Here is a 15,626-nt window from a genome sequence, read left to right as displayed (position 1 = left end):
GTTTTGATTAATCGCATGAAATCGAAGCCAGAGATCAAGGGTTATTTCGCCCTCGTCCTGCATGCCCATCTTCCTTATTTCAGCCACCAAGGACCGGACATGGCTATGGAAGAGCGTTGGTTTTTTGAAGCCATGACAGAAACGTATTTGCCATTATTAGAAGTTATGCATCAACTCTCACAGGATCAAATCGATTTCCGTTTGACCTTCTCCATCACTTCAACACTCTTATCCCTGCTCAGCGATCCGTTCTGGCAAGCGAACTATCGTGCTCACCTCCAAGAACATATAGCGTTAGCAGATAGCGAACAGGTTCGTTTACAACAGGATCCCGTTCTGCTTCCGGTTGCCAAACAGTACGCGCTGAGACTACATAAGCTTCAGAATCTGTATGAGAGCTATAACAGTAATGTCATTGTTGCCCTCAAACACTTTCAAGAGTTAGGACACATAGAAATCATTACTTCCGCTGCTACGCATGCCTATCTGCCGCTCATACAAACGGAAGAATCTCTCAGGGCGCAGATTCTGACGGCTGTGAAAGACTTTGAGCATTATTTCGATCAAAAGCCCCGCGGCTTCTGGTTACCCGAATGCGGCTATATGCCAGGGATTGAGCAGATTTTGAACGAAGCTGGCATTCCCTATTTCTTCACGGATGCCACCGCTGTTGCTTTCGCTTCCCCTCACCCCCACCGGGAGCGGTTAGCTCCGCTGATGACGTCGCCAGGTGGCGTGACGGCTTTCCCGTGTGATCTCGCTTCTGTTCATCAGATTTATTCGCCTGAGGACGGTTACTGCAGCGATTTTCTCTATCGAGATTATTACTCGGATAACGGCTCAGGTTTCAAATATGACCGTAATACAAGTAAAGGCCGGCTCAAAATGCCCTATCATCCAGCACTCGCATTAGAAAAAGCGGAAGAGCACGCAGATGATTTTCTCAAGCATCGTCAAAAGCAGGTGCAACAAGGGCATCGCTGGCTGGATCGAAATCCGATCATCGTCTCCTCTTATCAAGCGGAGCTTTTTGGGCATTGGTGGTATGAAGGTCCCCACTTCCTAGAGCAGCTTTGCCGTAAAATGTTTCTCGATCAGACGACGGTGAAAATGATAACGCCCAGCGAATACCTAGATGAGTATCCAACGGCTGGCGTCAGCCAATTGAACCCTTCCAGCACAGGGCGTAACCACAACTCTGAAACATGGCTGCAAGCAGGCAATGACTGGATCTACCGGCATCTTCACGAAGCTGAAGGGCGGATGATTCAGTTAGCCACCAATCAGGAGCGTTACACCCATTCTGACAAAGCCAACGCCGATAACTTCAAGCGAGCTTTGAATCAAGCCGCCAGAGAGCTCATGCTGGCTCAGAGCAGCGATTGGCCACTCATGATGGCCATAGCAACCTACGCTGACTATGCCAGCCGCAGGTTCAAAAACTACCTCGGCTGCTTCCACCAGCTTTGCGATCAATTGGATCGTAATCAGATCAATGAGGAATTCCTAGCTGCCCTGGAGGAGCATGATCATTGCCTTCCCGAGGTAGAATACCAGGCTTTCAGGAGCATCAGCCTCCAGTCGCCTATTCCTATTATTCCAAGCAGAGGTGAATGGGAAACCTTATTGGAGGAAACAAACCATCATCCCAATGTGTTCATGCTTGCTTGGGAATATCCACCCAAGCAAGTCGGCGGTTTATCGAAAGCAGTCCATGAACTATCGGAAACCCTTGCTTCCCGCGGTGAAATCGTCCATGTCATTACGACGTCCTATGATGGTGCACCTTCTTTTGAGAAGAAAAATGGCGTTTATGTGCATCGATTGCCTGTCCAACATTCCGGAGATACTTCTTTTTACCACTGGACTTTCGAAATGAATCTAGCCATGACGGATCATCTGGTCAAATGGAAAGAAAACGGCGGTCGCATTGATCTTTTGCATGCACATGATTGGATGGTTTTTCACACGGCAAGAGAAATAAAAATGAGTTATGACATCCCGCTTATAGCGACGATACACGCAACGGAATGGGGAAGAAATCAAGGACATTTAGGTTCCGACTTGCAGCGCAAAATTCATCAGTTAGAGTGGAAGCTGACTTATGAGGCCAACCGCATCTTTGTTTGCAGCTCCTATATGAAAGATGAAGTTGTCCGAATATTCAACTTGCCTCCGGATAAAGTCACTGTTCATCCGAATGGCATTCAGCTCCATCCTACATCCAGCAAGGAAACAGGGAAACGTCCTCGTTATATGACAAAAACCGATAAAGTCATTTTCTATATTGGCAGGCTCGTATATGAAAAGGGAGTTCACACGCTCATCCATGCCATGCCAGGCATCCTATCGCATGTGCCACAAGCTAAGCTCATCATAGCGGGGTCAGGACCGATGGAACATGAGCTTCGCATGTTAGCCGCCCATTTGGGAGATCGCGTCTTATTTACAGGCTTCATTGATGACAGCTACCGAGTCCAGCTCTACCAATATGCCAATGTTTGTGTTATTCCGAGTTTGTATGAGCCATTCGGAATCGTTGCCTTGGAGGCTATGGCCAGTCGGCGGCCGCTCGTAATCTCGGATACAGGCGGTCTGGCTGAAATCATTCGACATGGCGTGGATGGCTACAAAGCTCTGCCAGGACACGTCAATTCACTCTCATGGCATATTACCGAAATGCTGCTGCATCCCAAGTTAGCCGCCAAAATGGCCGACAGCGCCTACCAGCTGCTTCAGAATAACTACCAATGGAGCCATATCGCTGCGCAAATTCAGGAGGATTACCGCAAACTAACCAATAATCTTTCCGACATTCCGGTTACAGCAAAAGGTTGAGCAATTGCAAATCTTACGAAGCAAGTTTTCTCACGAAAACTCAAGCTAATGCTTACGAAGCAAGTTTTCTCACGAAAACTCTAAGGAGGAACCCACTATGAAGGCTGTTATTATGGCTGGAGGCAAAGGCACACGGCTTCGCCCCCTTACTTGCCATCTTCCCAAACCCATGGTGCCTCTCCTGGGAAGACCGTGCATGGCCTATATTATTGAACTGCTTCACAAACACGGCATCCAAGACATTGCCGTCACGATGCAGTATAAACCTGAAGTGATTCGCGACTATTTTGGCGATGGAGAAGCGTTTAACGTCAATCTCCACTATTTTGAAGAGATGAGTCCCTTGGGCACTGCCGGAAGCGTTAAGCAGGCGCACGAATTTCTAGACGACACCTTCGTAGTTATTAGCGGCGATGCCCTAACCGATTTTGATTTGGAGCAGGCGCTCGCTTTTCACAAAGAAAAACAAGCCAAAGCCACGTTGCTGCTGACCCGTGTCTCTCATCCTCTGGAATATGGCGTGGTCATGACCGATCAGAACGGCCTGATTACCCGCTTCTTGGAGAAACCAAGCTGGGGAGAAGTTTTTAGCGACACGGTGAATACCGGCATCTACATCATGGAGCCAGAGCTGTTAGAGCGCGTGCCGCTTGGGCAGGAATTTGACTTTAGTCAGCAGCTTTTCCCGGCATTGCTGCAAGAAAACAGAGCGCTCTACGGTTACGTAAGCTCCGGATATTGGATGGACATTGGCAACTTGCAGCAGTATCGGCAAACCCAATTTGATATGCTCGATGGAAAGGTCCAGCTCCATATCCACGGCACCCAAATTCGGCCTCGCGTGTACATCGCCGATGACGTAGAGACTAGCGACACAGCCCGCGTCGTTGGACCCGCTTTTATCGGCAAAGGAAGCAAGATTGAAGACGGGGTGGAACTCGGAGAATACTGCATCGTCGGGGAAAATAATCGACTTTCCAAGGGCAGCAAGCTCACGCGCAGCGTGCTTTGGGACCATAACCACATCGCTGCGAACAATGAATTAGCCGGTTCGACGTTAACTAGCCGCATTGTTTGCAAAGAAGCCTCGTATCTCGGAGAAGGCTCGGTCGTTGGCAATCATGTCATCATTGGGGAAAAAAGTAGGATCGAACCTCATGTGAAAATATGGCCGCATAAACAAATTCGCGATAAGTCCCGCCTTCATACTTCTCATATATGGGGGGAGCATGCTGCCAAAACGTTATTCAAAACCCGCGGCGTAAGCGGCCTTCCCAATCTCGAAGTAACACCCGAGATGACCGCCAAATTCGGCACAGCCTACGGAGCAACCCTTGCTGCAGGCAAAACACTCACGGTAAGCTGCGCTCCGCATACCTTCACTCGTTTGCTAAAGCGCACTTTGACTGCAAGTCTGCAATCGGTCGGCACGCATGTCATTGATTTGGGAGATTGCTTGGCTCCAGCAGCTTCGTTTGCTATTCGTCACTTGGGTGCCGCAGGAGGCATCCACCTGGATTGGTCGGGCAACGAGAACGATCGATGTCTACTTGCCTGCATGGATGCCGAAGGACTGCCTATTACAAGATCAGCCGAACGCAAAGTGGAGAACAGCTTTTGGCAAGAGGATTATGGACGGGCATCTATGAATCACCTTGGCAGCTATAAAGATGAAACCCATTGGTTCCAAACCTATATCCGAACTTTGTCCGAAGAAATCGCAGATGAAGGAGAAGGTTTGCCTCTATCGACGATGAAGATCGTCATTGAAGCCAGCCCTTGGCTGCAGCCTTATCTAGTACCATTTTTCGAGAAATTAGGGATTGAAGCGATTCATGTGACCACTCTTAATAACCAGGAACCACTCCCTCTCTTCACGTCGCTAGCCGGAGCCAATCTTGGTTTGCGCATCTTGGACGATGGCCGTATCTTACAGATCGTGACGGAAAAGGGGGAGCTTGTCGATTCGGATTTACAAACCGTTTTCTTGTATCTGTGCTACCTGCATAGCCGGCCAGGGGCAACAATCGGTGCTCCCGTCAGCGCTCCTGAGCTCCTTGAGAGTATGGCAGAGGGGCTGGGCGCAACAATCGTTCGTACGAAGGAATGGGAACGGGCCATTCTCGAGGCCACAGAGCAAGCGCGGATGCATCCGTTGTTCGACGCTCTTTTTGCTACTGGACTTGTCGTTCTTCATCTTGGCAGAACCGGCTTGCCGCTTTCTGAGCTTCTGGCGCTGATTCCGACCTTCTACCTGCACCGCGAGCAAATCGATTGTCCTTGGGACGCCAAGGGTGAAGTGATGCGGAGTATGATGAACAAGGCGAAGGATACATCTGTTGATTTGGTGGACGGGATCAAATTCTATCATGAAAATGGTTGGATTTTGCTGCTGCCCGATAGTGAAGACCCTGTTTTCAGGCTTGTCGCCCAGTCTCAAAATCCGACACTTGCCGAAGAACTCGTCCATTCCTATCGAGACCACATTCTAAATGTGTTGCAATAAGCATAATATATGACAGATATATCCATAAGCGGGTGATCCGAAGTCTTAAGATGAAGGGGAGAGCGGCGTGAATATGATTCCAAGCGTTTCCAGGCAGATCGCTTTTGTGCAGTATGACGATCAATCCTCCAGTATGACGGTTCAATATCATACCGGTTTCAAGGCATCTTATACGAATATTAATCAGGATGATTATCTGTTGATTCTGAGCTCTGTCAATCGATATGATTCTTTAATGAGGCTTACGGAAACCCGGTACATGGAAGGTCAACCTCCAATCAAGTAAGCACATACAGGAGATCTCCCCCTTCTTGAAAGGAGGAGATTTTTCGTTTCCAAGGCACGTATGCTACAATGTTGTCCGAAAGGTCAATGCCATTTATTTCCCATTATGACCTAAGAAAAGGTGAGTCTGATTCCTACCCAAGCTTTCTCTGCCCATCCAAATGACAGGGACACACTCCACTTGCTGGTGCAGTCATGGGCTAATCTTTTTGCCTATTGGCAGCTTTCTGCCAGAAAAAAAAGAATGGTGCAGGATCACTTCAGAGCGGACTGGCTCCTGCTTCAACCTACACTGCGTTTCTATGAAACTACTGTCGAACAAGCCGTCAGCACGCATCTTCCGGCTTCCATTTCTGAACTCCCTCTTCCAGAAGGAGAATGCTGCTTCCTAAACGGTTTTCTACCCTGCCGGCTTTACTTCGCAGAACTCGGCATTAAGAATGAACAGGGACAATTTCTCCTGCTTCTGCGTTCTAATACGATTCAGACTCCCCATATACATACGAATCAAGAATTTCCTTCAAACGATTTAACACTGGATAACCAAGTTACTTACCGGCCTACTGCCGTTTCCATTCAACGAAAGGCTTCTATAGCTCATGAGCATTTCTCAGCCTACTCCGTGTACTTACCCAAGTGCACAAACCCAGCAGATTCGGAATTCGGAGGCGATCTCGATTGAGCACAAACGTACACGGTTATGTTGCTTTGCTCCTGCATGCCCATATCCCTTACGTGCGTCATAATGAAGACGAAGTTACGCTTGAAGAACGTTGGTTTTTCGAAGCGGTTGTGGACAGCTATCTGCCTTTGATTGAAATGATGGATCGGCTGCTTGAGGAAGGCGTGCCCTTTGGGCTGACTTTATCCCTATCTCCGCCGCTGCTTGCTATGCTCGAAGATACCGGCTTACAGAAACGGCTTCGCAAGCATCTAGCCTCCCTGTGCGAGCTGTCACAGCGTGAAGTGATTCGCCTATGGGGTCATGCCGACTTCGGGCCTACCGCCAGACTTTACGCCGACAACTATCATCGGCTGCTTGCTTTGTACGATCGCCTGCGGGGCGATCTGATCGGGAAATTCCGCAGCCTGAGAAGCTCAGGCTGCTTAGAGTTAATAACGTGCGCAGCAACGCATGCCTTCTTGCCTCTGGTCAAGAATGACGCCGCGCTGCGCGCCCAGCTTGAAGCCGCCGTCCAGGAATTTAGGCGGCATTTCGGGTCTGCTCCAGCAGGCATCTGGCTGCCGGAGTGCGGCTATACGCCAGCTGTGGAGCCCCACTTGGAGGCGCTGGGGCTGCGCTATTTCGTTGTTGATGCCCATGCCTTTGCTGCGTCTGGGGCATCAACAAGCTATCCGCTGCGCACGCCCAGCGGCGCCTGCGCGTACGCTCGGGACCTCGAATCCGGCGCCCAAGTATGGAGCGCCGAAAGCGGTTACCCGAGCGACCCCGACTATCGCGAATATTACCGCGATATCGGCTTTGACCTCGGCCGCAGCGGCGGGGCCGAGTGGGAGTACTTGAAGCCCTATGTGCTGCCGGACGGCGCACGCATTCATACGGGCTTCAAGTACCACCGCGTCACCGGCCAAGGTGACGCCAAAGCGCCCTACCACCCGGCGCAGGCCGCGCAGAAAGCTCAGCAGCATGCTGAGCATTTCGTCGCCAGCCGGGTGGCGCAGCTTCGCGGCCTCGCCGCGGAGCGCGAGGCTGGTTCAGGCGGCAGCACAGCGCAGCCGCCTGGGCCGCCGGTCATCGTATGTCCATACGATGCCGAGCTGTTCGGGCACTGGTGGCACGAAGGCCACCAGTGGCTGGAGGCCGTGCTGCGCGGCCTTGCCGCTGCGCGCTGCGAGACGGCGACATTAGGCGGCTACGCAGCCGCCAATGCGCCGACCAAGGCGGCTACGCTGCCGGCGTGCAGCTGGGGCCGTGGCGGCTTCGCCGAGGTCTGGCTGCAGCCTCGCAGCCAGTGGGTGCATCCGCTGCTGCACGCGGCGGAGGATCGCTTGGTCCTTGCTGCGCAGAAGCACCGTAAGCCAGAGCTGCTCAGCAGCCTGCAGATCCGTGCGCTGAATCAAGCCGCGCGTGAGCTGATGCTCGCGCAAAGCAGCGACTGGACCTTCATCCTGGACGCTGAGACCGTAACCAGCTATGCCGTGAAACGAATCGAGACGCATATCGCTTCTTTCCATAAATTGTTAGATGTTTTTGACGACGATAAGGTTGAAATCACAGAGAGGGCGCTTTCCGAACTTGTATTGCCACTAGAGCGGAAATCTCCTTTTTTGCCCGAGGTTCATTACCGCCTTTTTCAGTCTGCTTCATCGATCAGCTTATTACGTGATGCCGTAGAGCGTTCATTCAATGCCCCTTCAAAGCCTGAAGCTCTAAGCCCTCTGCGCGTTCTGATGCTTGCTTGGGAATATCCGCCACGTGTCATCGGAGGTCTCGCCAGAGCCGTTCGTGACCTATCTGTACAGCTTGCTGCGAGTGGTCTAGAGATTCATGTCATCACATGCTTAGCTCCCGACTGCTTGTCCTACGAGCTGCTCGATGGTGTGCATGTTCATCGCGTTGAAGTATTTTCTTCCGCAGAGCCCCTTCATTTCCTTGATTGGGTGTTTCAAATGAACTTGGCTTTCACGGATACCGTCCAGCGCTTATCCGCTCAGGGACTGCAATTCGATCTCATTCATGCTCATGATTGGCTCGTCTACTACACCGCCAAAGAGTGTAAACAGATGCTGCATGTCCCGCTGCTGGCTACGATTCACGCGACCGAGTCGGGACGCAATCTGGGCAAGCTGGATACGCCAGCTCAAAAGCGCATTCATGCGCTAGAACATAAGTTAGTGCACGAAGCCGACCACCTTGTGGTTTGCAGTCCTTATATGCTGCAAGAAATTATGCACCTTTTTCATACCCCTTTTCATAAAATGACCCATATCCCTAATGGGGTTATGCCCTTTCGGGTTCCTGGCGCTAACGAATTGACCGCTAACCCGGTGCTTTCTCACATACTTTCCGCTCCGAGTGGAGATGTTTCTCGCCGCATAGTTGCTTTCCTCGGAAGGCTTGTCTATGAAAAGGGCGTGCACATCCTCATTCGCGCTATGCAGCACGTTCGTAAGGAATATCCTAACACTCATTTGGTTATTGCCGGTACGGGGCCAGAACTTGAAGCGCTACAACTCCTGGCCGCCCCACTCGGCAACTGTGTTAGCTTCACTGGCTTCCTAGACGAAACTGACAAAAACCTTTTATTACATCACGCTGAGCTCTGTGTATTCCCTAGCCTCTACGAGCCATTCGGCCTTGTTGCTTTGGAAGCAATGGCTAGCGGTACGCCGCTTATCGTTTCGGATACAGGCGGTTTATCTGACATCGTAGACCATGGAATTAACGGATATAAGGTTCCTTCAGCAGATACTAACCTGCTCGCCTTGCAAATTGTTCAGCATTTACAAAATCCCGCTGCTGCTTCTGAACTCGCTGCTAAGGCTTTGGCCAAAATCCACAACAGCTTCGGATGGGAGCAGATCAGTGACATAACGGTTACTGTGTACACGAAATTAATTGCTCACGAGCAGCCATCAGGTATAATCCCGCATCAAAAGGAAATAATCAAATAATATGGGCAACTATGCCAAATGAAAGCGTGTCCAGTCGAAATTTTCAGAATTTTTTCAAAGAATCATTGATTCCTTGGTAATTATTAGGTAACCTATTGGCAGGCCTTGTGCTAGCAATGTTCTGTATGGAACATGATTTGAACTTGCTGAACAATCAAACAAAAGAGTGGGGAAGTGATTGTATTGCCTAGACATCTGGTCATCGGAAACGGAAAATTTCTTATTAATCTCGATCAGCATTCCTATATGCGAGATCTGTACTATCCTTTCGTAGGCCAGCTTAATCATATTGGCGGTTATCAATGCCGTGTCGGTATTTGGGTGGATGGTGACTTTGCCTGGCTGAATTCCCCCGAGTGGCAGTTCCAGCTTGGTTATGTGGAAGATTCTCTTGTTACTGAAGTAAGGGCTACGCATCCTGGTCTTGGCATCACCTTACTCATGAATGACGGGGTTCATCAGCGTGAGGATATTTATCTTAAACGCATCCAAATTACGAATCACAATCATACCGTTCGCGAAGTGAGAATGTTCTTCAATCAGGACTTGCTCATTAATGAGACCGAGGTCGGCGACACCGCTGCCTTCTATCCTTTGACGAATACGGTATTCCATTATAAAAAAGACAGATATTTCATGTTCAACGGCAGCACCGGAACAGAAGGCATTTATCAATACTCTACAGGTGTCAAAAGATTTTATAACGCCGAAGGCACTTGGCGCGACGCGGAAGACGGACATCTGATGGGCAATGCCATTGCGCAAGGGTCTGTCGACAGTACGATCTCCTTCCGACTTTTCGTGCCTCCTAATGCCGACCAGACGCTCTACTACTGGATGGGCGCAGGCAAAACACTCGAAGAAGTCAAGAAGCTTGACGCCTATGTCAAGGACAGCCACCCGGGTAAATTGCTAGATCGTGTGACGGTTTACTGGCAGCGCTGGGCGAATAAGATCGATAGGGATTACGGAGATTTGAATGCCGATGTGCAGCGCCTCTTCAAACAAAGTTTACTGCTTGTTAGGACGCAAACCGATGTGAACGGCGCAATTATCGCCGCGAACGACTCGGACATCATGCAGAGCAACCGCGATCATTACAGTTACATGTGGCCTCGGGACGGCGCCTTAATTGCTTACTCCATGTCTATGGCCGGCTACCAAGGGATGATTATTCCTTTCTTCAACTTCTGCGCGAACGTGCTGTCTCCTGAAGGTTACCTGCATCATAAATATAATCCGGACGGCACCGTAGGCTCCAGTTGGCATCCCTATATTCATTCCGGACGTGTCCAGCTCCCCATTCAAGAGGATGAAACAGCCCTTGTGCTCTTCGCTCTCTGGGCTGACTTCCAGAAAAATGGAAGCCTTGAGTTTGCGCAATCTCTCTATCGCAATCTGATTCGCAGAGCAGCCAGATTCATGTCCACTTATATTGATCAGGAATTGAACCTGCCGAAGCCAAGTTATGATCTATGGGAAGAACGTTACGGAATCTACACATTTACTGCATCTGCTGTGTATGGCGGACTTATCGCGGCTTCTAACTTTAGCAACCTCTTCGGTGACGAAGAGCGCAGCAACCGCTATAAGCATACAGCGGAGAAAATAAAGGCTGGTATTCTCAAGCATTTGTGGGATGAAAATGAAGGCCGATTCGTTCGTGGTTTGTACATGGAAGACGGTGAATGGGTCAAAGATATGACGCTCGAAAGCTCTGTTTACGGTATTTTTGAATTCGGAGTGCTGCCAGCGGATGATGAACGTGTTGTCGGTACGATGAAAGCGAATAAAGAAGGTCTTAGAATAAAAACAGAAGTCGGTGGCATTGCCCGCTATCATCATGATTATTACTTCCAACGCTCCACCGATATCGAAAATGTACCAGGGAATCCTTGGATCATCTGTACGCTCTGGATCGCTGAGTGGGAAATCGAGTACGCCAAAACACTTGCTGATCTCGAAGCTCCTCGCCAAACGTTAGAATGGGTCGTCAAACATGCTATGGAAAGCGGCGTCTTGTCGGAGCAATTGGATCCCTTCACAGGTGATCCGGTCTCTGTCGCCCCTCTTACCTGGTCGCATGCGACTTATGTGCTTGCCGTTGTGAAGTACCTGAACAAATACAAGCAGCTCTCTAAGCCGTAATTTATGTAGAACCGCAGGGTTAACACTTGTTTGAATAAAGTGTTAGAACTGCGGTTTTTTGTTGGTAGCCTTCTTGCGGTCCATCCATTGGACAAAATCCAATATAATGGCCCTGCTGCTGAGTAAAATCTATCTCTCGTTGGACAGAATCCAGTGGGATGGGCTTTTATGAGGCGGATTGGGGTGATATTCAGCCTCTTCATTGGATTCCATCCAATGAGGTGGGCTTTTATGGCTCTGAATTTGCCGTTACATTGGAAAACATCCAATGAGCTAATCTTGCAGTTGACCCTGCAATGTCAAAAAACGCAAGTCCTGTATTAGTGGATTTGCGGTCTGCGGCCGATCCCTCACTCAAATGAATAACTCGACGCATACGTCTGCGCATCCAACAGCTGCTCCAGCTCTGAAGGCTCGCTGCATGCTACTCTGAACAGCCACCCTTTATCATAGGGTGACTCAATCAACATCATCGTAGCCCGTTCCAGCAGCATATTAACAGCAATGACTTCACCTGTTAAGGGTGCAAGCAAATCATGCTCGCTTTCGGCGGTCTCCAAGGAGCCAGCATAACTGCCTTGCCCTAGCACCGCTCCACGTTCCGGGAGTTCGATGAATAAGACCATTCCCCATGCAAGCAAGCCGATTTCCGTCAGGCCGATGACGGCCTCATTCCCCTCTTTGCGTATCCAATAATGATCTCTTGTATATTGCAGATGCGTAGGTACGATCACGTTCATTCTCCTTCATGAAGAAAAGCTCCCCCGCCGCATTCGCATGCCAGCTAAGAGGAGCTTGTCTATGTATGAAAAGCTTATTTTACGACAAGGTTTTTGTCGCCTGGTTTCCAGTTCATTGGGCACAATCCGCCGGATTGAAGCGCTTGAAGCACACGAAGTGTTTCTTCTACGCTGCGGCCTACATCGTTGTGGTTAACAACTTCGTATTTCAATTCGCCTTCTGGATCGATGATGAAAAGACCGCGAAGCGCGATACCTTCTTCTTCGATTAGAACGCCGTAGTCACGTGCTACGGATTTCGTGATGTCAGCAGCAAGTGGGAATTCCAATTTGCCAAGACCATTGTCGTTCACAGGTGTATTGATCCATGCTTTGTGTGTGTGGATGCTGTCGATGGAAACGCCAAGAATTTCAGTGTCCAATTCTTTGAATTGAGCAGCAGCATAGCTAAGCGCTGTAATTTCTGTCGGACATACGAAAGTGAAGTCCAATGGGTAGAAGAACAATACTAACCATTTGCCTTTGTAATCAGACAAAGATACTTTACCAAACGCTGTACCATCACCTGTAGCTGTCTCCATTGTAAAATCTGGAGCTTGTTTACCAACTAAACGCTCTGCCATGTGTATAATTCCTCCTCAAATCTATCTTCTTCGTATAAAATGGTATCATCCGAATAGGTGAAAGTCAATAATTAGAGCGCATACTATATAATAATTACTTTAAAATATGAAAGGTCCTTGAACAAGCCTAATCGCGCTTCCTTTTCCATACATGTTGACACTCAGCCGCCAATCGCGGAGCTCCACCTAGCTAACCGCAGTTATACAAGTAAGGCTTAAACATAGTCCCATTCTATGTTGTATTTTTTACAACATTATGACCGATATTAGGCAGCACAATGCCTCAATGTTGTACTTTATGCAACTTAGAGAGTTAAAAAACGCCAATATTGGGTGTTTGGGTCCAAATGATTGCATAATGTACAATGTAGGAAGCATTACATGGTGAAGACCGCTTCTATGTTGCACTAAATACAACATAGACTACGGTGTTAAGAACTCCGTGGGTGAATGCTTCCCCCATTGCCTCTCAACACACAAAAAGAGCCTGCTCGCTACGCACAAAATGCTTAGCGAACAAGCTCTTATTCTTATTTGCGCATTGCGTCTACAATCAGTTGGCCCATAGCCAATGTTCCGATTGCTTTGCTCTTATCAACTGCGATGTCGCCTGTGCGGTTGCCAGCATCAAGCACTTCTTTCACGGCGCGTTCGATGGAATCCGCTGCATCGTGGTAACCGAATGTCAGGCGGAACATCAAAGCAACGGATAGAATTGTTGCGATTGGATTGGAAATACCTTGGCCTGCGATATCAGGCGCAGAACCGTGTACCGGCTCGTACAAGCCGAAGCTGCCTTCACCAAGCGAAGCGGATGCTAGCATTCCGATGGAACCTGTCAGCATAGCAGCTTCATCGCTCAAGATGTCGCCGAACATGTTCTCTGTTACGATGACGTCGAAGGAAGACGGACGGCGCAGCAATTGCATAGCGCAGTTGTCTACAAGCACGTGCTCAAGTTCAACATCCGGATAGTCAACCGCAATACGGTTAACTGTTTCGCGCCATAGGCGGGAAGTTTCCAGAACGTTTGCTTTATCAACGGAAGCAAGCTTTTTACGACGTGTGCGAGCAATTTCAAACGCTTGACGAGCAATACGCTCGATTTCGGAAACGTTATATGCACATGTGTCTACGGCTTCTTGACCGTTCGCTGTTTCGCGACGGAATTTCTCACCGAAGTAGATACCGCCTGTCAATTCACGTACAACGATCAGATCCGTACCTTCAAGTACTTCCGGTTTCAACGTAGAAGCTTCTTTCAAGCAATCAAAGATGAAAGCTGGACGAATGTTAGAGAACAAACCAAGCGCTTTACGAATACCCAGAAGACCTGTCTCCGGACGAGTTTCTTTCGGGTTGTTATCCCATTTAGGTCCGCCAACAGCACCTAGAAGAACAGCATCTGCTGATTGACAAACTTTCAATGTTTCTTCCGGAAGCGGTGTACCTGTCTGATCAATGGCAATTCCACCGAACAAGGCGTGCTCTGTTTCAAATTGATAACCGAAAAGCTCTTCGGTACGTTTCAATACTTTTTCCGCTTCTGCAACGACTTCTGGACCAATGCCGTCTCCAGCGATTACAGCAATTTTTTTCACATCTGCCATGACTGTCATTCACTCCTTAGAATAGTAAAGCTGCTTGGTAAGCATCTCTATCGACTATATGATGCTCTCATTGTAACATAAGATAACCCTTTTCCTTAGATATAAAAGCTATTGCTTTAATAGGTTCCTCCTATAACAACAAACAAGACTCTTTTAAAAGTTGGATATTGACACCGCTTCAAGTAGTAACTATAATTGTTACAACAATAGTCGGAGTTAAACAAGACTCAATCCGCTATGGAACACAGGCTGGCACAAACGACTTGGTAAGTAGGAGCTCTATTCTGAGAGCTTTTATTTTACACCCAAGTTGTAACAATTATTATTGCAAAGTTAGCAAGATAAAACACATTATTTTTAGGAGGATTAGAACAATGAAAATTTTAGTCACAGGCGCGACAGGGAAATTAGGAACAAGAGTTGTAGACACACTGTTGAAAACAGTACCGGCAAACCAGCTGGCTGTAAGTGTCCGTAATCCAGAGAAGGCCGAAGGATTGCGTGCTCGTGGCGTAGACGTTCGCCTAGGGAATTTTGATCGTCCAGAAACCTTGCAAACAGCTTTTGCAGGTATTGATCGCTTATTAATTATTTCAGCGGATGGAGACACGGAAACAAGAATTCGGCAGCACACCAATGCTGTAGCAGCTGCTCAGCTTGCTGGAGTTAAATTTATAGCCTATACCAGCTTAGCTAATGCAAGTGACAGCACTATTTTCCTTGCTCCAGTGCACCGTACAACAGAAGAAGTCATCGTCAAAACGGGCATTCCTTATACTTTTTTACGCAACAACTGGTACCTGGAGAATGAACTTTCAAGCATTCAAGGTGTGTTGGCAGGAGCTCCATGGGTGACCTCTGCAGGCTCTGGCAAAGTAGGTTGGGCGCTGCAACAGGAATACGCAGAGGCCGCTGCTGCTGTATTGGTTGGGGAGGGCCACGAGAATAAAATTTATGAGCTTTCAGGCAAGCTGCTCACTCAAAATGAATTAGCGTCCGCACTTGGTGAGGTATTAGGCAAGGAAGTTCTTGTGCAGCAGGTCGATGATGCCACTTATGCCGACATTTTGAAAGGGGTAGGCGTACCCGACTTCGTTATCCCAATTCTTGCAGCTATCCAGCAAGGCATTCGGGAAGGCCTACTTGAGGTCGCAAGCGACGATTTCGAGAAGCTGCTCGGTCGCCCAGCTACGCCGATCCGTGAAGCCCTGGCTCAAGTTATTAACGCGCAATAAAATAA

The 15,626-nt window shown here is 48.8% G+C and carries 10 protein-coding genes; 7 read left to right on the top strand and 3 right to left on the bottom strand.

The window, feature by feature from the left end:
* Positions 1-3 precede the first annotated feature (3 nt).
* From AC58VC_RS23845 to AC58VC_RS23820, 6 genes are all read left to right on the top strand, one after another.
* Positions 4-2,838, top strand: coding sequence for a 1,4-alpha-glucan branching protein domain-containing protein (locus AC58VC_RS23845; RefSeq protein WP_497371997.1), 2,835 nt, complete (start codon positions 4-6; stop codon positions 2,836-2,838).
* Between the two features lie 97 nt (positions 2,839-2,935).
* Entirely contained in the window at positions 2,936-5,344 is a 2,409-nt protein-coding gene (locus tag AC58VC_RS23840) for a sugar phosphate nucleotidyltransferase (protein ID WP_497371995.1), read from the top strand.
* Positions 5,345-5,417: 73 nt separating this feature from the next.
* Positions 5,418-5,630 carry a hypothetical protein gene (locus tag AC58VC_RS23835; protein ID WP_246069161.1) on the top strand — a complete coding sequence of 71 codons (213 nt, stop codon included), beginning with the start codon at positions 5,418-5,420 and terminating at the stop codon, positions 5,628-5,630.
* Positions 5,631-5,750: 120 nt separating this feature from the next.
* Positions 5,751-6,311 carry a DUF4912 domain-containing protein gene (locus AC58VC_RS23830; protein ID WP_497371993.1) on the top strand — a complete coding sequence of 187 codons (561 nt, stop codon included), beginning with the start codon at positions 5,751-5,753 and terminating at the stop codon, positions 6,309-6,311.
* On the top strand, positions 6,308-9,265 hold the full coding sequence (locus tag AC58VC_RS23825; RefSeq protein WP_497371991.1) for a 1,4-alpha-glucan branching protein domain-containing protein: 2,958 nt from the start codon (positions 6,308-6,310) through the stop codon (positions 9,263-9,265). The genes AC58VC_RS23830 and AC58VC_RS23825 overlap by 4 nt, the downstream gene beginning before the upstream one ends.
* Before the next feature lie 183 nt (positions 9,266-9,448).
* Positions 9,449-11,413 carry a glycoside hydrolase family 15 protein gene (locus tag AC58VC_RS23820; RefSeq protein ID WP_497371989.1) on the top strand — a complete coding sequence of 655 codons (1,965 nt, stop codon included), beginning with the start codon at positions 9,449-9,451 and terminating at the stop codon, positions 11,411-11,413.
* A gap of 350 nt (positions 11,414-11,763) precedes the next feature.
* On the opposite strand, the gene AC58VC_RS23815 is transcribed toward AC58VC_RS23820, so the two are convergent.
* From AC58VC_RS23815 to leuB, 3 genes are all read right to left on the bottom strand, one after another.
* Entirely contained in the window at positions 11,764-12,153 is a 390-nt protein-coding gene (locus tag AC58VC_RS23815) for a glycine cleavage system protein H (protein ID WP_497371987.1), read from the bottom strand.
* Between the two features lie 74 nt (positions 12,154-12,227).
* A complete protein-coding gene (locus AC58VC_RS23810) occupies positions 12,228-12,776 on the bottom strand; it encodes a peroxiredoxin (RefSeq protein WP_145658072.1) in 549 nt (182 codons plus the stop codon).
* A 530-nt stretch (positions 12,777-13,306) separates the two neighbouring features.
* Positions 13,307-14,386, bottom strand: a complete 1,080-nt coding sequence (gene leuB, locus AC58VC_RS23805) for a 3-isopropylmalate dehydrogenase (protein WP_497371985.1) — start codon at positions 14,384-14,386, stop codon at positions 13,307-13,309.
* 374 nt (positions 14,387-14,760) lie between these two features.
* Here leuB and AC58VC_RS23800 point away from each other — a divergent pair, with 374 nt between their 5' ends.
* Positions 14,761-15,621, top strand: coding sequence for an SDR family oxidoreductase (locus AC58VC_RS23800; RefSeq protein WP_497371983.1), 861 nt, complete (start codon positions 14,761-14,763; stop codon positions 15,619-15,621).
* Positions 15,622-15,626: the final 5 nt, after the last annotated feature.

This window comes from Paenibacillus sp. J22R67, from assembly GCF_059692175.1.
This window is presented reverse-complemented; position numbering and strand designations above follow the sequence as displayed.